Genomic DNA, 22,364 nt, shown 5'->3' with positions numbered 1-22,364 from the left:
TTGCCTCATTCTTCGTATTCAACTATCGCTGAAGCCCTGCAGTGGGCTTATTCGCAGCTAGCTTCTACCTCTGAATCAGCACATGTTGATGCAGAGGCGTTGTTATTGCATTGTTTGAATAAAAATCGCAGCTTTTTATATACCTGGCCAGAAAGGCAGCTCACCAGTGAGCAATTTAAAACCTTTAGTCAAATGGTAGAAAAACGCCAGGCGGGTGCCCCCGTTGCGCATATTATTGGTGAGCGAGAGTTTTGGTCATTACCTTTTATCGTTAATGACTCAACCTTGATCCCAAGGCCTGACACTGAAATTTTAGTTGAAACCGCCCTCAATCTAACCGTGCGTCACAATGCTAAGGTATTAGATTTAGGGACGGGCACTGGCGCTATTGCCTTATCATTAGCTTCAGAGCGACCCAAATGGCGTATTACCGCCATCGACAATGTGCCTGGCGCTGTCGAACTGGCTAAAGCAAATCGCAATAATTTAAATCTACCCGATGTTGAGATTATCCAATCAGATTGGTTTTCTGCTGTTGAACATCGTGACTTTGATTTAATTGTGTCAAACCCGCCTTACATAGATGAAACCGATGAGCACTTGAGCATGGGTGACGTTCGTTTTGAGCCGCAAAGTGCGTTAACTGCGGCTGATGAAGGTTATGCTGATCTGTTTCATATTGCCGCTGAGGCTCGTTCACATTTATTAACCGGAGGGTACTTGCTGCTTGAGCATGGTTATGAGCAGGCGATAACGGTACGTGAAAAACTCATTGAACTAGGTTATCAAAACGTAGCTACCGTGCGCGATTTTGGCAGCAATGATCGTTGTACCTTGGGCCAATGGGTTAGTTAAAAATTCAACAAGTTAATCCCTAAATCTGCCGAACAATAACACAGGCCACAATATTGGTATGTGTTGCGCTGTTCGAGTAAACTAACACTTTTGATTTTACGAGACTTAGTAATGGAAACCTTTTACAGTTTATATCCAGCGTTAAAACACACTCACATGTTGTTCGTCGTATTAAGTGTGACATTCTTTATTGTGCGTTTTGTGCTGCATTTACGTCAGTCTCCGATTATGGAGAAAAAGTTTGTTAAAGTGGCGCCTCATGTTATTGATACTTTTTTACTACTGTCAGGCTTCACGCTTTGCTTTATGATCAAGCAGTATCCGTTTGTCGACCCGTGGATGACAGAAAAAATCATCTGTGTGGTGGCTTACATTGCATTAGGGATTATGGCACTTAAATCTAACCGAAATAAACTGTTTAAGTTTTTTGCCTTTATTGGCGCAATCGGATGGGTAGTGCTCGCGGCCAAGCTGGCTCATTTTAAACAAGTCGTATTAATGGGTTAATTGGGTTTAATGGCAAAATATCTTCTAAATGATGCAGTTTCACTCCCTGAAACTGCATTTGAACTTTCTGAGCACCTTGGTTTTTCATCAACTAAACCTGCAATGTGGGCTTGGTATGAAATGGCTGGGTCGGTACTGAGTCACTATGTTGTTGACCAGCAAGCACGCTTAACAGGCCTGTTTAACTGGTTTTACAATGACTTGGGTTTTTGCGCGCGCGACAATTACTTTAGTGTTGAAGCCGCCGACTTGAGTTACTGCGTATTAAAGCGTCAAGGTAATAGCACTACGCTGTCAATCTTGCTGATTTTATTAGCAAAACAACTCGATCTCACTCTTGAGGCAATCTTGCTCCCTGGTAATACGGTGTTAAAAAGCCAAATTAACGATGTGGTAAAATACTACGACCCGTTAACCGGCAAAGAACTTAACCGTCATCAGTTGCATGCATTGGTTCGTGGTGAAGTGGGCAATGCGGCAAAGTTAAAGCCGAGCCATTTAAAACCTGCCACCTTGAAGCGCCTGATCAGTCGTATGCTGCACGAGCTCAAAGCGGGTTGCATTGTTAATCAAAAATTTGAGTCGGCAATGGAGTGTTGTAATTTATTACTGCAATGGCACCCAGATGATGTACACCTCAATCGTGAGCGGGCGTTTATTGCTCAGCAATTAGGTTGCATCAAAGTGGCCATGTCAGACTTACAGCATTTTATTGATTTAAGCCCCCATGACCCTGTTATTGAACTGGTTAAGATTCAATTAAAGGAACTGAGTCAACATACAGAGGTTTATCACTAAATTTTATGCACGCTGCTTTACGAGTTAACGCAGCGTAAAACAATAATAGGCTGTAAAAGCCAGTTTAAATAAGCACCACTATAACTATTATAAATATTGCACTTGCAAGGGAGAATACTGCATGACCACGTCAGCTATGGTGAGCAATGATGCCACCGCACTGGGTTTACTCGCTGTTATTTTAGGGTTTGTATTTTACACTAGCTCTTCACCGCACCCATTTTGGCAAAAATTCTACAAGTTTATTCCTGCGTTATTACTGTGTTACTTCTTACCCTCGCTACTTAATACCTTTGGTGTGGTCGACGGCCACACATCACAATTATATTTTGTCGCGTCACGTTACTTACTCCCAGCATGTTTGGTATTACTGATTTTAAGTGTCGATTTAAAAGCCATTTTAGGGCTCGGGCCTAAAGCGGTCATTATGTTTTTAACCGGTACCTTAGGGATTGTGATTGGCGGCCCAATTGCCTTGTTGTTAGTGTCGATGATTGAACCAAGCTTAATTGGCAATAACGGCCCCGATGCCGTGTGGCGCGGTATGACTACCCTTGCTGGTAGCTGGATTGGCGGCGGCGCAAACCAAGCGGCCATGAAAGAAATTTATGAAGTTGGCGGTGAGATTTTCTCGGTAATGGTGACCGTTGATGTGATTGTGGCTAATATTTGGATGGCGGTATTGCTGTTTATGGCCTCAAAAGCCAAAGAGATTGATGCCAAAACTGGCGCCGATACTACGGCTATTGAATCATTAAAACAAAAAGTTGAAAAGTATCACGCCGAAAACTCACGTATTCCATCGCTGCGCGACATTATGATGATTGTGGCAATCGGTTTTGGTGTAACCGGTTTTGCCCATTTTGCTGCTGATTTCTTAGGCCCGTTTTTTGAAGCCAATTACCCATGGACTGAAGATTACAGCTTAACCTCTAAGTTTTTCTGGTTAGTCGTGATTGTCACTACAATAGGTTTAGGGTTGTCGTTTAGTCCAGTTCGCCATGTCGAAGCGGCTGGCGCATCTAAAATTGCCTCGGCATTTTTATACATTTTAGTCGCCACGATTGGTTTGCATATGGACGTGTCTAAAATTATGGATACGCCGATTTACTTCCTCGTCGGTATTGTGTGGATGTTAGTGCATGCAGGCTTAATGCTATTAGTGGCTAAACTCATTAAAGCACCATTGTTTTATATGGCGGTGGGTAGCCAGGCTAACGTTGGCGGTGCGGCTTCTGCCCCGGTTGTGGCCGCAGCATTCCACCCAGCATTAGCGCCAGTTGGCGTGCTATTAGCCGTATTTGGTTATGCATTAGGTACCTACATGGCATGGCTATGTGGTCAGTTTTTACAAGTTGTCGCAGGTTAATGCGCAAAGAGGATCAAATGGATCAAAAAATTATTCAGTTAGCTAATGACATTCAAGTGGCCAATGACAAGCCGTTTGTACTGTTTGGCGGCATGAACGTACTTGAGTCTCGCGACTTAGCCATGTCAATTGCTGAGCACTATGTTGAAGTGACCCAAAAACTGGGCATTCCATATGTGTTTAAAGCATCATTTGATAAAGCGAATCGCTCGTCGGTTAATTCTTACCGTGGTCCAGGTATGGAAGAAGGCTTACGTATTTTTGAAGAGATTAAATCAACCTTCAATGTACCATTAATCACCGACGTGCACGAAGTGCATCAATGTGCACCGGTTGCTGAAGTGGTTGATGTTATTCAGCTGCCAGCCTTTTTAGCCCGCCAAACCGATTTAGTGGTGGCAATGGCTAAAACCGGCGCGGTGATCAACGTCAAAAAACCACAGTTTTTAGCGCCACATGAAATGCGTCATATCATCACTAAATTTAATGAAGCCGGTAACGACAACATTATTTTATGTGAACGTGGCAGCAGCTTTGGTTATAACAATCTGGTGGTCGACATGCTTGGCATGGACGAAATGAAGCAAACCGGTTATCCGGTTATCTTTGATGCCACTCACGCACTGCAGCGTCCTGGTGGTCGTGCTGATTCCGCTGGTGGTCGCCGTGCTCAAGCTACTGAACTTGCTCGCAGCGGTATGGCATTAGGTTTAGCTGGTTTATTTATTGAAGCCCATCCCGATCCTGATAACGCCAAATGTGATGGCCCATGCGCATTACCACTGCATTTGTTAGAGCAATACTTAACGCAAATGAAAGCTGTCGATGACTTGGTTAAATCATTTGAGTTTATTGATACCAGTAAGTAAACATGGCGCGATTAGATGCCGAACGGCAGGTAAGTTGATTTTTAATCAATTTGACATGATTTGAGTGTCTTTTACTCACCGTAAACAGTAATCTAATTACTCTTGTATAAGCCCTGACTTTCTACAAAGTTGGGGCTTTTGTCTTTGTGGATGTAACGATGTGGATCTTATTTACCTTTCTTGCGGCATTTATGCAGGCATGGCGAAACGCCTTTCAAAGTAAACTCAGTAAAGAGGTCAATGTTGCAGGTGTCACCTTAGCGCGATTTATTTGGGCGGGACCGATTGCCGCAGTGTATTTGTTTAGTCTGCATCAATATCAACCCGCCGCATTACCACAATTTAGCGCTGACTTTTGGGGCTTTGTTATTGGCGCCTCATCCATGCAGATATTGGCGACAGGCTTAATGGTAAAGCTGTTTAAAATGCAAAACTTTGCCATTGGTGCCGGGTTGGCAAAAAGTGAAGCCCTAGTCGCTGCAATCCTTGGAGTGTTTTTCTTTGGGACTCAATTATCATTACTTGGCTGGATAGGCGTTGTTGTCGGTGGTTTGGCTGTCATGTTGCTTAGCAGTAAACAAGGATTTAAGCAGCTTTCCGTTAAAACCGTCATGTTAGGTTTGGCCTGCGGCAGCGCGTTCGCGTTAACATCTCTGTGGGTACGCGAAGCAAGCTTAACCTTGCAAGGACCGTTTACCCATCGCGCGGCATGGGTTTTATTATGGGTTATTAGTATTCAAACCATCGTGCTGATTGCTTACTTAATCGCAAAAGACAAATCCACCTTAAGCGCATTATGGCAACGCCCAAAGCTTACAATCGCAATCAGTGTTGCCAGTTGTATTGGTTCAATTGGGTGGTTTAGTGCAATGTCATTGCAGGCTGTGCCGTATGTCAAAACCCTTGGTCAAGTCGAAGTGTTTTTTACGTTAATGATTGCCGCTCTGTGGCTTAAAGACAAAGTCAAAATCAATGACGTTGCTGGCTTAGTGCTTATTGCTATAGCCGCCATTTTGGTGATGTGGAGTTAACTCGGATCTATTGAATTGGGCTAGTATTGACTCAGCGCAGCGACTTTAACCACTAGCGATTGGTTAGTAGGCACTGCAAGATTATAACGCCGAGCTTGCTGGCAAATATAACCATTAATGTAATCGATTTCTGTGACGCGATGATGGGTCACGTCCTGATACATAGATGAAAAGTTAGCAGAGGTGAGTGCGATGACTTGCTTCACCCGGTTCAATAACTGTGCGGGGTCTAGCTCAATGCCGTCACATTTTGCCACATCAACTAACTCATCAATAATCGCGGTAATCTGTGGCTGATATTCTTCAGCCGCTAACTGGCCGTTAGCGCATTTATTCAATGCACTTAATGGATTAATGACTGCGTTTATCGCCAATTTTTGCCACAAAATAGGTAACACTGGCTGATACCATTCAAGCGGTTGGTTGTCGCGGTGTAATGCCTGGAGCCTGTGCTTGAGCTCAGTAGATAATGGCGTGCCGCAATAATGCCCCAACTGGGTAACACCAAACCCAGTGTGTTTAATGTGCCACTGGCTTATTTTTAATGCCGCTTGTGACGTAGTGCCTAGTGATAAACCTAGAGCTGGGTAATGTTCTAGGGCTTCAGACACCGCTAAATGCGGGCCTAATCCATTATGCAACAACACGACATGACAATTGGGCGCCAACTTACTCAGTAATGGCAGTAGGGCGTTTTCAACTTGATAAGCTTTAACGCACACGATTAATAAATTGATATTTGCGAGGTGTGTATCGTCGCTGCTAAGAATTGTTGCCGTGGTATGGTGTGTTTGGCCGCTGTGATCTGTAAATTGTAATTTGTGTTGTTGAGTGATTGGCTGGCGGCCAATCAATACCACATCATTAAACTGTTCAGCCTGAACTGCTTGCCCGGTTAAACAAAGCTTATGATACATCAATTGCCCAATGGCTCCAGCGCCTAAAATGGCGATGTTAGCATGAGCAGTAAGTGGCTTTGCTGTGACTATCATCGGACTGGCCTTTGTTGTTAATGTCGCGGTTAAGGGCGTTTTGCGGTTATTTTACGGTATTGCAAAATAGAGAAGTTCATCAAGTAAAATAGGCCAATACCGGCAAAATCAGCGGCGACATCGGCAGTTGAAGCGCTTCGGTAAGGCAAACGAGACTGAACGAGTTCGATTAAAATGGCATAACTACCTAATGCCGCACATAAGTAAAACCATTTAGGCTTAAAGGCATAATGAGCAAGATAAGATAAAGCAAAAAAGCTGCCTAAATGGCCGACTTTATCCATATGAGAAAAGGTTTGTGGGTAGTTCGGTTTAGAAAAAACTAAATAGCTTGTCACAATCACGGCGACAACTAACGCAAGTTTAAAAATATTTTTGTAAGTGATCACGAGCGTTACATCAGCCTTGTGAAACGAGAATATACTTAATAATAAGAAACCTGTTTGATATTGTCACGAATAAACCACTAAGTGATGCCAATATTGTCGTTATTTGGCCTTTATCAGCCGATTGAATGACTCAGCTGCCAAGGTTAAACCCAATAATAGTGGGCTTTGATGGTGCTTGTGTGACAAAAATACCCCCTTAGTTATTTTTTGTTAATTAAGTAAATCTTTGCCACAGTTTTAGCTCGATAACTCAATCGTTTTGCACTTTACTATCCCGCAATACTGACCTATTGTAAAATACGCATTAATTGCCATTATTTGGGTGAAAACCCGTAGAAGTATCAAAGAGGAATTAACATGCCATCTATGGATATAGTGTCAGAAATCAACGAAGAAGAACTACGTAATGCGGTTGAAAACACCCGCCGCGAAGTGTCGAGCCGCTTTGATTTGCGTGGCAAAGAAATTGATATTGATTTAAAAGATAATGTCGTTAACTTAAAAGCGGAAGATGATTTTATTTGTAAGCAACTTGTCGATATATTGCGTATGCAGTTGACTAAGCGCAATGTCGACCCATCGGCAATGGAAGTGGACGACAAAGCGGTACACAGCGGTAAAACGTTCAGCTTAAAAGTGAGCTTCAAGCAAGGTATTGATACCTTAGTGGCCAAAAAATTGGTTAAAGCAATTAAAGACAGCAAGCTTAAAGTACAGTCAGCCATCCAAGGCGACAAAGTACGCGTTACCGGTAAAAAGCGTGATGATTTACAAGCCGTAATGCGATTAGCTAAAGAGTCAGAGCTAGGTCAACCGTTTCAGTTTGATAACTTTAAAGATTAATCCTTAAAGCGATAAATGCTTTAGCGTTAACCGCCGAAACAATAAAGCCGATAAGGGAAACCTTATCGGCTTTATTGTTTTTTAGGAGATGACTTGCGGCGTCTCGTTTAATCATCTGCAGGAAGCCTGCGACAAAACACTAATGAATTACTGGTGTAAAAAACAGTTTCAATGATAACCAAGCTATCAAAAAATGCTGGACGCATTCTGCGTGGTCACTTATTAATGTTGATTGGTATAATATCCAAAATAATGGGGTATACACTGCTTAAAGTGATGGTTTACTTTTATCCGCAGACCCATCAAGTGCGTCGCCTGCCGATGCTCCGTCCACAACCATTGCTTGATTTTGCGAACGATTGACCAATACCACTAACAGCAATACCGGAAAACCTATCAAACTGGCCGCAATAAAGAAGTTGATGTAACCGTATGCATCCACGTACACACCTGAAAATCCGGCGATAAACTTCGGGAATAACAACATTATCGACGACAATAACGCGTATTGTGTCGCGCTATATCCACTACTGGTTAAACTCGACAAATAGGCAATAAATGCCGCAGTAGCTATGCCTGCACTGAAGTTATCGACCGAAATCGCCAAGGTTAAAAATGGCACGTTGTAGCCAATATAAGCCTGCCAGGCGAACAATAAATTGGTGATTGCCACTAATAAGGCTCCTAAAAATAGGATCTTCATGGTGCCATAACGCATTAATAATACCCCACCAAAGGCGGCTCCGACTAACGTCATGATTAAGCCATAAACCTTACTGATAAAAGCGATCTCTTCTTTGGTAAAGCCCATATCAACGTAAAATACATTGGCCATAATACCCATAACAATATCAGAGATACGGTAACAAGAGATTAGCAGCAAAATTAAAATGGCACTTTTGCCATAGCGTTTAAAAAAGTCAATAAACGGCAATACACTGGCGCTATATAGCCAAGCTAGAGCGCTGGCGACTTTCTTTGGGTATTTTGCAGCAAATTCAACGCGCAGTTGACGCTCTTTGTCGGTGGCATGCTTGGTATCAACGTGAGGTTCTTGGCTAAATAGGGTGGTAAGAATACCAACACCCATTAATAGCGCCATGACAAAGTATGCAGTTTGCCAAGCTTGTAAATTGTAATCATCGTTACCAGGTGACACCCACGCAGCGATAGTTAATGCGCCAGCGGTGGCAATAATCATCGCACTGCGATAACCCACTTGGTAAGCCGCCGCAAGGGCTGCTTGCATTTTTTCGGGTGCCGATTCAATCCTAAACGCGTCAATCACAATATCTTGGGTGGCCGAAGCAAATGCGAGCAATAAAGCGCATAAGGCTAAACGCTCAAGGTTAACTAATGGGTCACTAACCGACATACCTAAAATGGCGCCGACTAGGCAAAGCTGGGCAAACAGCATCCAGCCTCGTCGCCGTCCTAAAAAGCGGGTAAACAATGGTAATGACATGCGGTCGACTAGGGGGGACCATGCCCATTTAAAGGCATAAGTCAGGGCTATCCAGCTAAAATAGCCAATGGCGGCACGGTCAACGCCAGCTTCACGAAGCCAAAAGCTTAATGTTGAAAACACCAACATAAGCGGCAAGCCCGCAGAGAAGCCCAACAAGAGTAAAATGAATACACGTTTATTGTTGTAGACTGATAGGGCTTCACGGATTTGAGTCAAAAAAACCGACATAAGACAACTGGATAAAGGAGAATGGCTCTAGCTTATGTTGCCAGCGGTTAAGGTTCAAGCCATTCGCGCAGTTAATTGAATGAGTTTGGATTAAATATTGGTTATGGCCTAATACCTACACAGCTGTGCGGCATGTGGCCACCGATATTGATGTAGTCGCAGCAGTCGTGTATTTGTTGTCGGAGGTATTGATTACCTTTAATGGCCCAGCCAGACCAATGATCAAAACAATAGAGTAAATGCCAAAAGACTTTTTCGGTATCGCTCAGTTGCTCCGTGAGCGGCTTGGTGGCGATGCATTGCCACTCTTCAAGCACATCCCACATGTATAATTGAATTTCTTTGTAATCTAATTGATTATCTAAAAATGCTTTGCCGTAATAAGCCAGTTGCGGCGCTTTGGTTTCAATAAAATCATGTGCTGTCATGAATGAAGTCCTTGTTAACGGATGCATATCCCTAAAAATGAATGCATGGAGAAACAGCGTTTATATTGACTAAAATTAGAGTATAGACACAAATTTTCAGCATTGTAGAAAATGTGACAAAATTAATCTTTGTTAAAAATATTTTTAATTATTAGTTAAATCAGTATGTTATAAGCTTTTGGTTCTGAAAAGATGATGAGAATCAATCGCAAAGCCGTGAATGTTATTCAGAAATTGTGATGCAAGTCGATAACGCACTTAATCATTAGTCGTGATTAAGCGCGCTGGGCATTTTAGCGTGGTAATAAGGTGGCTTTTTTGAGTAACACCGTTTTTACTGGCACATCTGGCCAATTTAAGGTGCTGTTGTGTGCGGTTTCCACCAATGAGATGGCTTCAAGTACATCCATGCCTTCGGTGACTTCACCAAAAACGGTATAACCCCAACGACGCTTAGACGGATCTAATTTTTTATTGTCGCCGACATTAAAATAAAATTGTCGTGTGGCTGAGTGCGGGTCGTTGTCTCGTGCCATGGCAATGGTGCCCAATGAGTTTGATAAACCATTACCAGACTCATTTACGATAGGGTCCATTGATGGGCGCTCTTCGAGTTTAGTGGTAAGCCCGCCACCTTGGACGACAAATTCGGCAATAACCCGATGAAAGATCGTGTTGTCGTATTCACCTTTCACCACATAGGTTAAAAAGTTATCAATGGTTAATGGCGCGCGAGTGCGGTCCAATTCAACCACAATTTTACCCATAGAAGTATCAAACTCGACTAGCGGGTAAATTGTGTCTTTTTGAATATCAACAGCGGCAGAAGCGGATAAACTGGTTACAAGCAACAAGCTAGTGGTAAGCCATTTAAACATATTGAGAGTCCTTTTGACGACATCATACGGATGCCGCATATCACTTAACTGAGGCAACTATTTATTTACGCTGAATAAATTGATGTAGTTCTTCATCATTAAGGATTTCAGTGGTGAGTTTGTCGATTAATTGATTAATGTCAAGTTCAAGTGTGGCAAAGTCAGGGCTTAACGGACCTTTAAGGTAACCATTCGCGTTATATGATTTTGTCAGTTGCTGCTGGGCATTTTTAGCAAGTACATTAATGACTAACCGGGTATTAGACTCGAAGCTAAATGTGCTATCGGTGACATCGGCAAGCAAATAATTAAGTTGAAATTGCACCGAAGTTGATGCTGCGGGGTCAACCACATAGCCCGCTCTTATCATCCCATCGCGAAACAGCTTGTCCAATTGTTGGCGAACTGGCTCGCTTGTGCTAACTAACCGTGGTGTTGTGTCGGGATCGTTAAATCTCACCACAAAGCTGGCTTCTCGTGTATCAATGGTTTCTACTTTTACAGGGAAGTCTAATTCGGTTTGTAAATTTACAGCACCAAGCGTTGGGTTTAAGCCAACGTGAGTCGGCTCATAGCTGGCACAAGCTGTGAGTAATAGTGATGATAGTAAAATCGGTAAAAATGATTTCATTTGGCAACTATTTTGAACAAAAGGTAAGTAAAGGATACCAGAAATTGTTCACCATTCCAGTGTAATAGCAGATCGTTAATGCAATTATATTGCCGGTTAACTTACCTCATTTAGTGACGTCGCTGATGGTTATGTTATCAGTGTTAATGTTGACTTGAAGCGTTAACTAATACAGTTTAAGTTGGTTAAATTCTATTCCGTTGATGGCTTATAACACAGGACTCCAAATGCAACATGTGCAACCGCAATTAGCTCCACTGCAATTAATTCAATCAGATGGACAGCCGGTGTTTGGTGTTTTTGATGGTATGGTCGACTCACTCAACGTTAAACAGTTTCAGTTTTACAATGAGATGGACAAGCCTGCATCAGCCCTTGCAAAGCATTTTGCTTATAAACAATTTCAGTTTGCGAGCATAGTGACACCGCATTACATTGTGGCATTCGCTGTTGCTGACATTCGCTATGTCACGAATGGATTTTGTTATTTATACGAGATAAAAAGCAATAAATTGACTCAAACCCAATGGCTCAAACCGCTAGGTTTAGGTAGTCAGATGAGTCAGTCGCCTAAACAAGGTCGGGCAAAAATTGGCAGCCAGCGTAAAGGTGTCACTATTGATATTGTGGATGGTCAATGGCAAGTCGATATTCATTTAGCACATATTCAAGCTAATTTACGGTTACAACCGGCGCCGCTAAGCTTACCAATAAGCTTGTGCACTCCAACGGGCTATAACGGCTGGACCTATACGCAAAAGCATAATGGTTTGGCTGTGAGTGGACAATTAACCATTCATCATGAACCGCAACCTCTGCAGTATGCACTAGCCGGTTATGATTTTTCAGCAGGCTTTATGCGCCGTGAGACAAGTTGGCGCTGGGCATCAATTAATGCGCAAACTGAGGCGGGAGTGATTGGGCTTAATCTAGCCGCGGGAGTTAATGAAACTGGCAACACAGAAAATGTGATGTGGATAAATGGTGAGCGTCATTTATTAGGCGCTGCGCAGTTTGAGTTTAATCGCCATTCACAACATCATATGTGGCATATCACTACTAATGATGGTCAAGTTGATTTGTATTTTAGGCCGCTTAACCAGCGTAGCGAAAAGCTCAATTTACTCTGGCTGAAGAATAACTTTAGGCAATATATTGGCTATTTTAGCGGTGTCATAAGCGATAACAACGGTAATCAATACCGACTACATAATCAGCTTGGACTCACCGAAGATCATTTTGCTAAATGGTAATAAACTAGTGTTCAGCAACCACACAAAAAACAAAAATAACAAATGGAAAATCATATGGACATGGATTTACTGATTACCCACCCTGAGTGGCTATTACTGGCGTTAGCGCCACTATTTTTTATTTGTATTGCTCTGGAGTGGTGGTTTGGCGTGCGCCTAAGGCGTTTACCTGTCAGTGCCCAGTACCGTCCGGCTGAAGTGGTGTGTAATTTTGTATTAGCAGGAATGCATCAGGTGGCAGACATTATTGCAGGCTTGCTGATTGCGAAAGTGTATTTACACTTTTTTGGTTGGCGTTTGTTTGATATTGAAATGACCTTATTAACATTTGCGCTATTAATTGTTGCTCAAGACTTTTGTTATTACTGGTTTCACCGCGCCAGCCATCGTATCCGGTGGATGTGGGCTGCTCATGTTGTGCATCACAGTTCAGAAAACATGAATTTCACTACTGCATTTAGGCAAAGTCTAATGTATCCACTCGCGGGTATGTGGTTATTTTGGTTGCCTTTGGTGGTAATTGGGTTTGACCCTAACTGGGTGGTGTTTGCGGTATTGCTTAATTTGGGATTACAGTTTTTTGTTCACACCCAGGCGATTAAGTCTTTAGGCCCATTAGAGTGGATTTTTAATACACCGTCACATCATCGCGTTCACCATGGGCGTAACCCGCAATACATTGATAAAAACTACGCGGGAGTGCTGATTATTTGGGACAAAATGTTTGGCACCTTTGAGCCAGAAAATGAAACCGTGCAATATGGTATTACCAAACCCGTCAACAGTTTTAATCCTTTAGTGGTCACCTTCAGCGAATGGCGTGATATGTGGCGTGAAGTGAGCCAGCCACAATTAACGTTAACCCAGCGGTTTAACATATTGTTCGCGCCGCCAGCGACTCATCAATCGATATCGATAACATCTGATACTACACCGTCAGATACAACACCAAGCTTATAACGGTTTAATGGCTTTTATTGCATAAATTAAAGGGATGTTTTGGCCTTTATGTTGTAATCGATATCCTTTATCTTGCACATATTCTAGCCCCTCAAAACAATCGTAAGGGCTGTATGGATGTTCGTTAAATGACGCAATCGTCAGTCCTGCTTGAATAAGCGCATTGATGACTTCACTTATCGGATGCGGCCAAGTTGCCACCGTTTCGATTTGGTTATTATGGTTTTCTGTGTAAGTGACTTCATCTTCAATATCAGGTTGTGTTTGCGAGAAATAACCATAACCAGATAGCACATCATTAAATGGATGAAATTCAACTAAATGGAACTCACCACCAGGGACGAGTGCATTAACAATAGTGCGTGCCCAACTCGTCAGTTCGGGTAGCCAGGCTAATACGCCATATGAAGTAAACACCCTGTCATATTGCTGGGTGTTGCTGAGGCCAAACTGATAAATGTCACTGTTGATAAAGTTTGTGTCGAGTTGTAATTGGTTTGCCAGTTGTTGGGCGGTTGCAATTGACTCACTCGATAAATCAACACCAGTGACTTTGGCGCCTAATCGTGCCCACGATAAACTGTCTTGGCCAAAGTGACACTGTAAATGCAGTAAGCTTTTATGATTAACATCGCCCATTTGTGCTAATTCAATGGGATTTAATGATGTATTGCCGTCTATAAACGCCTGTAAGTCATAAAAAGATGACGCTAGATGAATTTTAGTTCGCTTATCCCAAGCTTGTTTATTGATTGCGATATAGTCCATTGCTTGTGTCTTATGTATTCTCGTTTGTTAAATTATACTGGGTTGACGCCACTATGACGAGTCAGCGACTTTATTGATTGGCGTAAATCAAAAAGGCTTACCAACGTGAGTTGAGCAAGCCTTTTTAGGTATTAAGTTAATATGGTTACTTGGGTTTTACCGGTTCAATTTTTCCACCTAACCATAATGAAATTAACGCTAACGGTACTAATGCTGCGCCTAAAATAAAGAATGGCGTATAGTCACCACCCTGAGTCATCATAGGCACCAGCTGGATAGTAATAATCACACTTAGTACTGCAGATGTACCACTAATACCTGCTAACGTCCCCACGGTTTTACCCGAGAAGTAATCACTTGGTAAGGTTTGCACATTACCAATGGCGGTTTGAAAACCAAATAAAATAACTGCAATCAATCCCATTGCTAACCAAGGTGTTGCTGCCTGTGAGGTTAATAACAGTGCCGGAAGCATCACAACACAACCTAATACAATCGCGCTACGACGAGCTTTGTTGACTGTCCAGCCTCGACTTAATAAATGGCCGCTAAACCAACCGCCAAACAATGCACCAATTGCAGCACCTACGTAAGGTAGCCAGGCAAATGCACCAATTTCTTTCACATCAAAGCCAAATTTTTCATTTAAATATAATGGTAGCCAGGCAACGAATAACCACCAAATAGGGTCGATAAAGAAACGTGCGGCAATTACGCCCCATGCTTGGCGATGGCCGAGTAGTTGCCCTGTGGTAGGTACATATTCTTCAGTTTGATTGGTTTCGGTGGCGCATTGCTGACCGCTAAGAATATATTGGCGTTCGGTTTCGGTAATCCATGGGTGGGCGTCAGGCGCTGATTTGTAAATAATCATCCATGGGATGATCCAGATAATCCCCAAGGCGCCTATCACGATAAACGTCGCTTGCCAGCCTAAAAATGCATATAAAAAGGCGATTAATGGCGGAGCAATAATAGAACCTAGCGAAGCGCCAGAGTTAAAAATTCCTTGGGCAAGAGCACGCTCTTTAATGGGAAACCATTCTGCATTGGCCTTGGTTGCACCGGGCCAGTTACCGGCTTCACCGATACCAAGAATGGCTCTAAACACGGCAAATGACATTGCTGTTGCCGCTATGGCGTGTAATGCAATCGACACCGACCACACCACAATCGACAGTAAAAAGCCTAAACGCGTACCAATGGCATCAAATATTTTACCAAACAGCGATTGGCCAATGGCGTAAGAGATCATAAACACAGTGATAATATTGGCATAATCACTTTTGTCTAGGCCTAAGTCTTCGGCAATGCCCGGCCACATAATGGCCAGGGCAGAGCGGTCGATATAGTTAATGACGGTGGCGAGGGCAACTAAACTAACCACTAGCCATCGTAAATGGTTTAGTTTAAACGGGCTGTTTTTCATGCTAAGTCCTCAACAAAGTCTTCACGAGGAGGACTAAAAGTATCAATTAAAATGCCGCCGGTTGGGCACACAGCACCGTGCTCAACATGAGGTGGGATAAAAAAGCTGTCGCCGGCATGAAGTATTTGAATCACACCGTCCACATTGACATGAAACTCTCCTTCTACAACATACGATACTTGAGAGTGGCGATGAGCATGCACATAACCTTCTGCACCTTTATCAAACCAAATCTTTACTGCCATTAGTTCGTGGTTATAACCCAGCATTTGACGCTTTAATCCGCCGCCAATGTCTTGTATTTCTGTTTTATCGCCAAAGCCAAAATGTTGATTCTGTTTCATTGTGTGTTGCTCCTAATTTTGTTTTAAATTTTTGCTTAATTAAATGAGCCTGTGTTGAGCGGCCCTAAAAGTTGGGCGCGGCCATTAAACGGGTACTGCACACCATTAATGTTGATGACACTTTGGTTTTGTTCGGTTAATGCTTGCTCGTGATGGTTTATTGCCAATAGATATTGTTCACCGTCTTTAAAGCGGATGTGTACTGCGGATAGCTCTGCTTGTTGGTGGTGAGTCAAGGCTGCAATGTTGCTGGTGGCGCCAATAGTGAACTCTTTTGCTGGGTTGTATTCGCCATGTGGCTCAAGCACGCTAACAAAAGTGTGATCGCTGGCTTCAACCCGATAAATAAACGCCGTTTGTTGGCGTAAGTTCATATTGGGATCGTTTGCCCCTAGCTGAGTAAACAACATTTGCTGATGTTTGCCAGTGTTAGTGCTGACTAACGTGCTATGGCTATAAAAACGACCATTGTCATTTAACCAGGTAACTCTAGCGAGTGAATCTCGAGGTTGGTCTTGGCTTAAGTTGGCGGTTGCTAACAACCATAAGTGTTGATAGCCATTATCGCTGCCCAGTGTAGACAGTTGTGTGAGTGATGCTTCTCGGTCAAAGTTGGTGTCAATCAATTGGCCTTGATAATGCACTGGTAAGTCGTATTGGTGCGACTGACTCGATGTTGCGCTGAGTATGTCGACAACAATAACAGCCTCGCGCTGTGGAATATTAACCAGAGCAAAAGTGCGCTTGAAGGCGACATCATCGTAAGCACTGTCAATCGAGGCTGACGCAAGGGTTAAGTTTTGTTGTTGGTCGTAAAAATGGATTGTCGGGTGATGTTTATTCGCTTGCTTTACCTTGCCATTAAAATGGCTTGTTTCATCGACAACTAACGTGTTGTGGGCAATCGTTTGCTTAGCCCAGCTGGTGTTTTCTGGTAAATATCCGCCGCCAGATTTAGCTTCTATATTCAAAAATCGAGCTGCACCATAGTCAGAGACAATTTCATTTCCTTGGTCGTAAAACTGCCAGGTGAGTTTATCAAAGTGGCCATGGCCCAAACCTTGTGCCGTGGCTTTGTAGACTAAGGCCTGGTCGGTTGGCTTACCATTACGCATGACCACAAGTGCGCCTTCAGCGCCTTGTTTACCGTCACGATATAACTCAGAGTTAAAAGCAAAAGGTTGTTGCAGTTGCTGGTCTAATCCTTGCGCGACTTTAAGGCCATCACCGGTTAATAAAATGGTGTTTTGTTGTTTGGCGATATCGAGTAATGTTGGGTCGGCATTTAAGCCATACGCTATTGCAACACCATTGACCAATTCGATGGTGTCTATTCCTTTGCTTTTAATGGCATCGTTTAACGGAAATAACAACTTATTGTAGCTTAGCGCTGCTGTGGTATTTATCGCCTTAAGTATAATGCCGTCTCGATACTCAAAGATTTTGCGTTGCGGTTCATTCTGTTCAATTGCTTTGGCAAAGGTAACAAACGGCATTAACGCATAACGTTGATAATAAGGCCCTTCGTTATAATAACCATCAGGTGAAAACAACTCGTCTAACTGGCGCATAAAGCCGCCTTTTTTGGCGAGGTCAAGGTCATATAAAGCACGCTCAACCCACAAGGGTTTGTTAAGTACGTAACCTGTCATGCCTACGGCTGCAGTGGCCCAGGTGCCGTGGTTATGTACTTTGTTGAAGGTGTGAGGCGACTGCTCTGATAAAAACAATGCTACGGGGATAATTGCCCCTGATTCGATTGTATTGCGCTCGGTTTGTGTCAATGCAGGGTAAATAAAGTCGTAAGCCTGAATGGTATGCACTAACCAAACGGCTTCGTTAAGGCCTTGCCAAAACAGTTTGCCTGCGTTGCTGTTTTTGCGTTTAGGGTGCACAGGTAGTTCAGGGTAGAGCGCAGCGTATTGCAGCAGCATGTTTTTTACATATTCAGCATATTTTTTATCGCCAGTAAGCTGATAAATAATGCCGGTGTCGTACATTTGCTGATAATTGCGTTTGTGCTTTTCGTGGGTATAACCTCCACCGCCATCTTGAGGTAATGGTACTTCAATAGATTGATTTAGGCCGATATCAACCTGATTAAGCTTGGCCTTAAATGCATCTTGAAAAGCCCCTTGCTCGGTAATAGCCTTCTGCATGGCTGCGACGTCTTGTTGATTAATTACAAGGTTGGGATGGCTGGCGGCATTCGCCGGTAAATTGATGCCCAATAGGGCCAGTGCAATGCCAACCAATATGACGTCAAAGTAACGCAACGTTCGACTAATACTGGGTATTGACAGCTGTTTTAGGACGTTTTTTTTCATCTTGTTTGCACTTTATTATTGTTGATGTTGGCTGTGTGCTGACCCGTGGTGACTAATTCGCTGACTTGTGGGAGTGCACTGTTGATGAGTTTATTGTTAGTGATATTTGTTTTGGGTTCGCCGACAGTATGCTCAACAACAATGGCTGCGCTGTCGCTAAAACTGTTGTGATCTATTTGGCTCACTTGTACCCCATGAAGCTTTAACAATGCAGCAGGTGAATTCTGTTTGCCCATAGCTACATCATGAAACTGGTTATGCTTAATTGAAACATGTGGGCCAAAGGTACTTTCATCTTTTCCACCGCGATATACCGAAGCGACGCTACCTTGTATATGTTCAAATTGGTTATGACTGAGTGTGAGGTATTCGGCGTTATAAATGCCTTTGTCGTCTGTTTCTTTATCTAGGCGAAAAAGATCACCTGATATGTGACTAAACAGGTTATGAGAGATATTTATTTCATCGGCAAATGCACGATTACCCGAGTCGAAAAAATGGAATTGATGGTGAGTCTTGAGCTGTTCAACGATGCTGTTGAACATCTCAAAACGATAATTAGTTAACATCCCTGTTGAACTAGTTCTAACAACACTGTTACCGCTAGCATTGGGGCTGTTTATGCCGGTTATACGTAACCCGTCGAGTTGTAAATTACCGTTATTTTGAATTTCAAACAGGCTAGGGCGCTTAAAACTGATAATGGCTTGATGCTTATTTAGGGCTTTAAACGTAAGGGGCTTAGTGATGGCTAAGATGTTACTGACGTTATAATGGCCATCTTTTAGCAACAAGATATCGCCCGGCTGAGCGCTTTGCACCGCAGTGCCTAGCTCGCCTTCTTCTGAACTCACCGTGATGATATTGCCAGATTGAAACGCAACACTAAGTTCAGATTTTGGGTACCAACTTACGCCGGTATGTTGTTTTAATGTAGGCGTTAATTTTGGCGTTGCACCGTAATGGGTTAAGGCTGTATCGCTTGGGTAGAGTAAGCCATTAGCTGCCCGCGCAAGGGGAACCTGTTGAGAGTTAAGTCCTTTGGCGATAATTGGATTGATTTTGTTGAGGCTAATATTACTGAGGTTGTCTGTAAATGTTAATCCGTTGATATCGTCATGCACGGAAAAGGGTGCGGTTGAGTTGATAAATAGGTTTTGAGTCAGTGTGCTATCTTGAGGTGGGGCTGAGCGTTCGCTGTCACTTCCCGCAGCTAGCTCGATATGCTCAAGGTTGATAAAGCTATTGTGGTTAATATTGGCATTGACCACTTGATGGTAGCGATTCAGCGGCGAGTTAGGTACGCCATTCATAATGGTCAATCCACTACCAAAGCGAGTGCCGGTTAACCCTTCAAGGTAGTTGTTGGTGACGATTTGATCGCGATTAATAATCCTGATCCCACCAGTATGGTCAATACCGTTACCTAAAAACACATTACTGTCGATGATATTTCCGTTGCCATGTCTTAGGGTTAATGTGCCACGAGACTGATAAAACAAATTGTTTTGTATGCGGTTTTTACCTGACTTAACCGAAATGATTTCAACTTCACCGTCGCAGCGGTCAAAAAAATTATTTTCGACCACGGTTAATGAGTCTGAAAGCGAGTGATGGCTGGTGCCTATTCTAATGGTTTCGCCGCCGTTAGAGCCTAGAATTGGGCGAGGGCCAAAATAGTTATGATCAATGCGATGTTGATTTTGTTGGTTATGTTCACCCTCAAGGCGAACGGCTAAGGTTACGCCTGCATTGCGTTTAGCCGTAAAATGATTGTGATCTAAGCGGTTGTGCTGGCCATACAAACCAATCCAATTGTCTGGCACTTGACGGTCTGGGTTATTGTAATTATCGATTACCATTTCGGTCACTCGTGAGTGGTTAGCCACTTGAGTATCGGTTTTTTTAAAAGAAATGACTTCTTTACTAGGCGTAAAGCCGTGTTTAAACACCAAACCGGAAACTGTTAAATACTCACCGGCTAACGTTAAATTTGATTGGCCAGATAAAATCACTTTGCCTTTAGTTTGTGCGGTTAATTCGATGGGGGCTTCTGCGTTGCCTTTCGCGATAAAGTCGATTTCAAAATCTTGCCAAATACCATTTTTTAAGATGATTTTATCACCTGGCTGTAAGTGTTTTAATGCTTGTTCGTATTGTGCTTGTGATGCCACTAAATGTTCTTGGGCATTAACCTGAACAGAGAAGGAAGCAAACATTAATAAGACTAACCATTGTGTTAATAACTTACAGGAAAAGGGTGTTTTGTTATTAAATGGTTTCATATGAACTCTCGAATATAGCCGTTTTTAATTTTCCACCAATGGTTGATTTGTCAATTGGTAGTCCTAGGTAAGTCGTCACTGTTGGGCAACAAGGCCTTTGGTGTTTACAGCAAACGAGTCTGCAACGTTGTTGGCGATAAACTTGCTTCATAAGGGCTGATGAATTGAGTGGTGGTTTTTAGCGATATAAAGGTGGCATATGAATATACTGACTGGGTACGCTTATCCCCCTTATATGTGTTTACAACTGATGTTGTGTTGTCCAATTTCATCTTAATCTCCCCAGATCAATGACTTCGATTTTTTGCTAGGCATGTCTAATTTTTAATAAAAAAACGTTAATTGTTTTCCTGAATAGAAACTAACCAATTAACGTGTCCGTGTCAATCAAATGGCTTTACCAATTATTGGGTTGAGATCGTTTTTGTTATTACCAATGCTTTGTGCGGGTATGACAATGTGCTATAGTTGTAATAGTTTGATCTAATTAACATGTTAATTAATGGTTTGCTGCGATAGTAAATACCGATAAAATGTCAGCACTAAACCTGTAAATTGGTTTTACTTTTCGAAGGAAGGTATATGAAAAACCGTCGTTTATTTTGGCGAATAGTCGATACAATTGAGGCTTCTATTGCTAGTGGTGAGTATCCGGTCGGCAGCCGTTTACCGCCAGAGCGTGAATTAGCTGAAAAATTTGATGTTAGCCGTCCCACTATTCGTGAAGCGATTATTGCTTTAGAAGTGCGTGAAAAAGTCGAGGTAAAAACCGGTTCTGGCGTGTATGTTGTTAATCATCAGTCGCAAACGGTTACTGCTAGCAAGGTTAATGCCTTTGAATTAACGCAGGCACGAGCTCTAGTTGAGGGCGAAATCGCGGCACTGGCAGCAAAAACCATTACAAGAGAAGAGCTTGAAAAACTTCATGGCACTTTAGTCATGATGAAAGACATGCAGAATGTTGAAGAAGCCGATGAGTTATTTCATCAAATTATTGCCTATTCAACCCGTAATGGCGCATTAATTAATTTATTCGAAAACATGTGGTCATTGCGTTCATCGAGCAATGAAATCATTGAAGATTACAATATTGTTTGTAGTACAGACAATAATAAGACCCTAGCTGAGCACACCTCAATTTATGAGGCGCTGTCTGCTCATGACGCTGCTGAAGCTCGTTTAGCGATGCATCGACATTTTAATCGTTTAATCAATGTGTTATTCGACAAGCTAGAGCAACAAGCATTAGAAGAAGTTCGCCGTAAAAACAGTGCGAACCGCGATTTATACTCGATTGAGAATTTGGTTAAAATTAAAGGTTAATTGCCTTTTATCAAGGCTTAGCAATATAACGCGTCAATACCCAGTATTGGCGCGTTTTTATTTGCCTAGCTCATTCTTTTTAGAGGCGATTCAGTTGATAAAAAAAGACCCCTTAGAAATGATCTAAGGGGTCGACTATCGGTATGAGACAGAGGAGCTCTACCTGTAAATATCGACATCCTTGTCGAACTTTGTCATTCATGAAACCGGCTTTGCCAAGTAAATTGCATCAATTTGATAACTTAGCCCCAGTCAAATTGAACTAAACAAAAGTGATTTTAACTGGTTAGTTAAACTATGGCATAAAGATAAACTGGTGCTAGTCGATACCGTCATCCAACCCAAATACACAACTTGGGGTAAGTTTTGTTAATTGATAATAAGCTTGG

General features: G+C 42.6%; 21 protein-coding genes. 10 read left to right on the top strand and 11 right to left on the bottom strand.

The features are described from left to right. The 6 genes from prmC to IEY48_RS09520 all read left to right on the top strand — a co-directional run bounded on the left by prmC (position 1) and on the right by IEY48_RS09520 (position 5,429). Positions 1-855 (top strand): peptide chain release factor N(5)-glutamine methyltransferase, encoded by an 855-nt coding sequence (gene prmC, locus IEY48_RS09545; RefSeq protein WP_188919641.1) that lies wholly within the window; start codon positions 1-3, stop codon positions 853-855. A 111-nt stretch (positions 856-966) separates the two neighbouring features. Continuing rightward, positions 967-1,362: a SirB2 family protein gene (locus IEY48_RS09540; RefSeq protein WP_188919639.1), complete on the top strand. Its 396-nt coding sequence runs from the start codon at positions 967-969 to the stop codon at positions 1,360-1,362. 9 nt (positions 1,363-1,371) lie between these two features. Continuing rightward, positions 1,372-2,160 (top strand): transglutaminase family protein, encoded by a 789-nt coding sequence (locus IEY48_RS09535; protein ID WP_188919637.1) that lies wholly within the window; start codon positions 1,372-1,374, stop codon positions 2,158-2,160. A 121-nt stretch (positions 2,161-2,281) separates the two neighbouring features. Then, on the top strand, positions 2,282-3,529 hold the full coding sequence (locus IEY48_RS09530; protein ID WP_188919635.1) for a DUF819 family protein: 1,248 nt from the start codon (positions 2,282-2,284) through the stop codon (positions 3,527-3,529). A gap of 17 nt (positions 3,530-3,546) precedes the next feature. Next, on the top strand, positions 3,547-4,398 hold the full coding sequence (gene kdsA, locus IEY48_RS09525) for a 3-deoxy-8-phosphooctulonate synthase (RefSeq protein WP_188919632.1): 852 nt from the start codon (positions 3,547-3,549) through the stop codon (positions 4,396-4,398). A gap of 158 nt (positions 4,399-4,556) precedes the next feature. Next, positions 4,557-5,429 (top strand): EamA family transporter, encoded by an 873-nt coding sequence (locus tag IEY48_RS09520; protein WP_188919630.1) that lies wholly within the window; start codon positions 4,557-4,559, stop codon positions 5,427-5,429. A gap of 20 nt (positions 5,430-5,449) precedes the next feature. Here IEY48_RS09520 and IEY48_RS09515 read toward each other — a convergent pair whose 3' ends face one another. Continuing rightward, positions 5,450-6,421, bottom strand: coding sequence for a ketopantoate reductase family protein (locus IEY48_RS09515; RefSeq protein ID WP_188919628.1), 972 nt, complete (start codon positions 6,419-6,421; stop codon positions 5,450-5,452). A gap of 29 nt (positions 6,422-6,450) precedes the next feature. Further along, positions 6,451-6,810 carry a VanZ family protein gene (locus IEY48_RS09510; RefSeq protein ID WP_188919626.1) on the bottom strand — a complete coding sequence of 120 codons (360 nt, stop codon included), beginning with the start codon at positions 6,808-6,810 and terminating at the stop codon, positions 6,451-6,453. A gap of 357 nt (positions 6,811-7,167) precedes the next feature. Between IEY48_RS09510 and IEY48_RS09505 the strand changes: the two genes are divergently transcribed. Beyond that, entirely contained in the window at positions 7,168-7,653 is a 486-nt protein-coding gene (locus IEY48_RS09505) for a YajQ family cyclic di-GMP-binding protein (RefSeq protein WP_188919624.1), read from the top strand. A gap of 268 nt (positions 7,654-7,921) precedes the next feature. Here the strand turns inward: IEY48_RS09505 and IEY48_RS09500 are convergent, their stop codons facing one another. The 4 genes from IEY48_RS09500 to IEY48_RS09485 all read right to left on the bottom strand — a co-directional run bounded on the left by IEY48_RS09500 (position 7,922) and on the right by IEY48_RS09485 (position 11,286). After that, the gene (locus tag IEY48_RS09500; protein WP_188919622.1) at positions 7,922-9,349 is read right to left on the bottom strand and encodes an AmpG family muropeptide MFS transporter; all 1,428 of its coding nucleotides are present in this window, start codon (positions 9,347-9,349) and stop codon (positions 7,922-7,924) included. Positions 9,350-9,450: 101 nt separating this feature from the next. Continuing rightward, positions 9,451-9,777, bottom strand: a complete 327-nt coding sequence (locus tag IEY48_RS09495) for a hypothetical protein (protein ID WP_188919620.1) — start codon at positions 9,775-9,777, stop codon at positions 9,451-9,453. 293 nt (positions 9,778-10,070) lie between these two features. Beyond that, positions 10,071-10,655, bottom strand: a complete 585-nt coding sequence (locus tag IEY48_RS09490; protein ID WP_188919618.1) for a peptidylprolyl isomerase — start codon at positions 10,653-10,655, stop codon at positions 10,071-10,073. A 61-nt stretch (positions 10,656-10,716) separates the two neighbouring features. Next, positions 10,717-11,286: a YajG family lipoprotein gene (locus IEY48_RS09485; protein ID WP_188919616.1), complete on the bottom strand. Its 570-nt coding sequence runs from the start codon at positions 11,284-11,286 to the stop codon at positions 10,717-10,719. Positions 11,287-11,513: 227 nt separating this feature from the next. Here IEY48_RS09485 and IEY48_RS09480 point away from each other — a divergent pair, with 227 nt between their 5' ends. Together IEY48_RS09480 and IEY48_RS09475 are read left to right on the top strand one after the other, a co-directional pair. Then, positions 11,514-12,539: a DUF2804 domain-containing protein gene (locus IEY48_RS09480; RefSeq protein ID WP_188919614.1), complete on the top strand. Its 1,026-nt coding sequence runs from the start codon at positions 11,514-11,516 to the stop codon at positions 12,537-12,539. A 54-nt stretch (positions 12,540-12,593) separates the two neighbouring features. Further along, positions 12,594-13,499, top strand: coding sequence for a sterol desaturase family protein (locus tag IEY48_RS09475; protein ID WP_188919612.1), 906 nt, complete (start codon positions 12,594-12,596; stop codon positions 13,497-13,499). Here the strand turns inward: IEY48_RS09475 and IEY48_RS09470 are convergent. The 5 genes from IEY48_RS09470 to IEY48_RS09450 form a co-directional block, all read right to left on the bottom strand. Beyond that, positions 13,494-14,267 (bottom strand): class I SAM-dependent methyltransferase, encoded by a 774-nt coding sequence (locus tag IEY48_RS09470; RefSeq protein WP_188919610.1) that lies wholly within the window; start codon positions 14,265-14,267, stop codon positions 13,494-13,496. The two genes, IEY48_RS09475 and IEY48_RS09470, sit on opposite strands and share 6 nt — an antisense overlap. Positions 14,268-14,412: 145 nt before the next feature. Next, positions 14,413-15,696 carry an MFS transporter gene (locus IEY48_RS09465; RefSeq protein WP_188919608.1) on the bottom strand — a complete coding sequence of 428 codons (1,284 nt, stop codon included), beginning with the start codon at positions 15,694-15,696 and terminating at the stop codon, positions 14,413-14,415. Next, complete coding sequence (locus IEY48_RS09460) at positions 15,693-16,040, bottom strand: cupin domain-containing protein (RefSeq protein ID WP_188919606.1); 348 nt, start codon at positions 16,038-16,040, stop codon at positions 15,693-15,695. Before IEY48_RS09460 ends, IEY48_RS09465 begins: the two co-directional genes overlap by 4 nt. A 35-nt stretch (positions 16,041-16,075) precedes the next feature. Beyond that, positions 16,076-18,367: an alginate lyase family protein gene (locus tag IEY48_RS09455; protein ID WP_188919603.1), complete on the bottom strand. Its 2,292-nt coding sequence runs from the start codon at positions 18,365-18,367 to the stop codon at positions 16,076-16,078. Continuing rightward, positions 18,364-20,652, bottom strand: a complete 2,289-nt coding sequence (locus IEY48_RS09450) for a polysaccharide lyase 6 family protein (RefSeq protein ID WP_188919601.1) — start codon at positions 20,650-20,652, stop codon at positions 18,364-18,366. Before IEY48_RS09450 ends, IEY48_RS09455 begins: the two co-directional genes overlap by 4 nt. A 582-nt stretch (positions 20,653-21,234) precedes the next feature. On the opposite strand from IEY48_RS09450, the gene IEY48_RS09445 reads away from it, so the two are divergent. Then, entirely contained in the window at positions 21,235-21,975 is a 741-nt protein-coding gene (locus IEY48_RS09445; protein WP_188919599.1) for a FadR/GntR family transcriptional regulator, read from the top strand. Positions 21,976-22,364: the final 389 nt, after the last annotated feature.

The sequence above is a fragment of the Shewanella saliphila genome, assembly GCF_014648295.1.
In the GTDB taxonomy this organism is placed as follows: Bacteria; Pseudomonadota; Gammaproteobacteria; order Enterobacterales; family Shewanellaceae; genus Shewanella; species Shewanella saliphila.
Note: the sequence above shows the minus strand (reverse complement) of the source record. Positions and strands in the feature narration are given on the sequence as shown.

Coding starts and splice junctions, on each gene's coding strand:
- IEY48_RS09480 (WP_188919614.1), top strand. CDS start 11,514: ATGCAACATGTGCAACCGCAATTAGCTCCACTGCAATTAATTCAATCA.
- IEY48_RS09520 (WP_188919630.1), top strand. CDS start 4,557: ATGTGGATCTTATTTACCTTTCTTGCGGCATTTATGCAGGCATGGCGA.
- IEY48_RS09505 (WP_188919624.1), top strand. CDS start 7,168: ATGCCATCTATGGATATAGTGTCAGAAATCAACGAAGAAGAACTACGT.
- IEY48_RS09515 (WP_188919628.1), bottom strand. CDS start 6,421: ATGATAGTCACAGCAAAGCCACTTACTGCTCATGCTAACATCGCCATT.
- IEY48_RS09540 (WP_188919639.1), top strand. CDS start 967: ATGGAAACCTTTTACAGTTTATATCCAGCGTTAAAACACACTCACATG.
- IEY48_RS09470 (WP_188919610.1), bottom strand. CDS start 14,267: ATGGACTATATCGCAATCAATAAACAAGCTTGGGATAAGCGAACTAAA.
- IEY48_RS09485 (WP_188919616.1), bottom strand. CDS start 11,286: ATGAAATCATTTTTACCGATTTTACTATCATCACTATTACTCACAGCT.
- IEY48_RS09450 (WP_188919601.1), bottom strand. CDS start 20,652: ATGAAACCATTTAATAACAAAACACCCTTTTCCTGTAAGTTATTAACA.
- IEY48_RS09535 (WP_188919637.1), top strand. CDS start 1,372: ATGGCAAAATATCTTCTAAATGATGCAGTTTCACTCCCTGAAACTGCA.
- IEY48_RS09445 (WP_188919599.1), top strand. CDS start 21,235: ATGAAAAACCGTCGTTTATTTTGGCGAATAGTCGATACAATTGAGGCT.
- IEY48_RS09530 (WP_188919635.1), top strand. CDS start 2,282: ATGACCACGTCAGCTATGGTGAGCAATGATGCCACCGCACTGGGTTTA.
- IEY48_RS09460 (WP_188919606.1), bottom strand. CDS start 16,040: ATGAAACAGAATCAACATTTTGGCTTTGGCGATAAAACAGAAATACAA.
- IEY48_RS09475 (WP_188919612.1), top strand. CDS start 12,594: ATGGACATGGATTTACTGATTACCCACCCTGAGTGGCTATTACTGGCG.
- IEY48_RS09490 (WP_188919618.1), bottom strand. CDS start 10,655: ATGTTTAAATGGCTTACCACTAGCTTGTTGCTTGTAACCAGTTTATCC.
- IEY48_RS09455 (WP_188919603.1), bottom strand. CDS start 18,367: ATGAAAAAAAACGTCCTAAAACAGCTGTCAATACCCAGTATTAGTCGA.
- IEY48_RS09495 (WP_188919620.1), bottom strand. CDS start 9,777: ATGACAGCACATGATTTTATTGAAACCAAAGCGCCGCAACTGGCTTAT.
- IEY48_RS09465 (WP_188919608.1), bottom strand. CDS start 15,696: ATGAAAAACAGCCCGTTTAAACTAAACCATTTACGATGGCTAGTGGTT.
- IEY48_RS09500 (WP_188919622.1), bottom strand. CDS start 9,349: ATGTCGGTTTTTTTGACTCAAATCCGTGAAGCCCTATCAGTCTACAAC.
- kdsA (WP_188919632.1), top strand. CDS start 3,547: ATGGATCAAAAAATTATTCAGTTAGCTAATGACATTCAAGTGGCCAAT.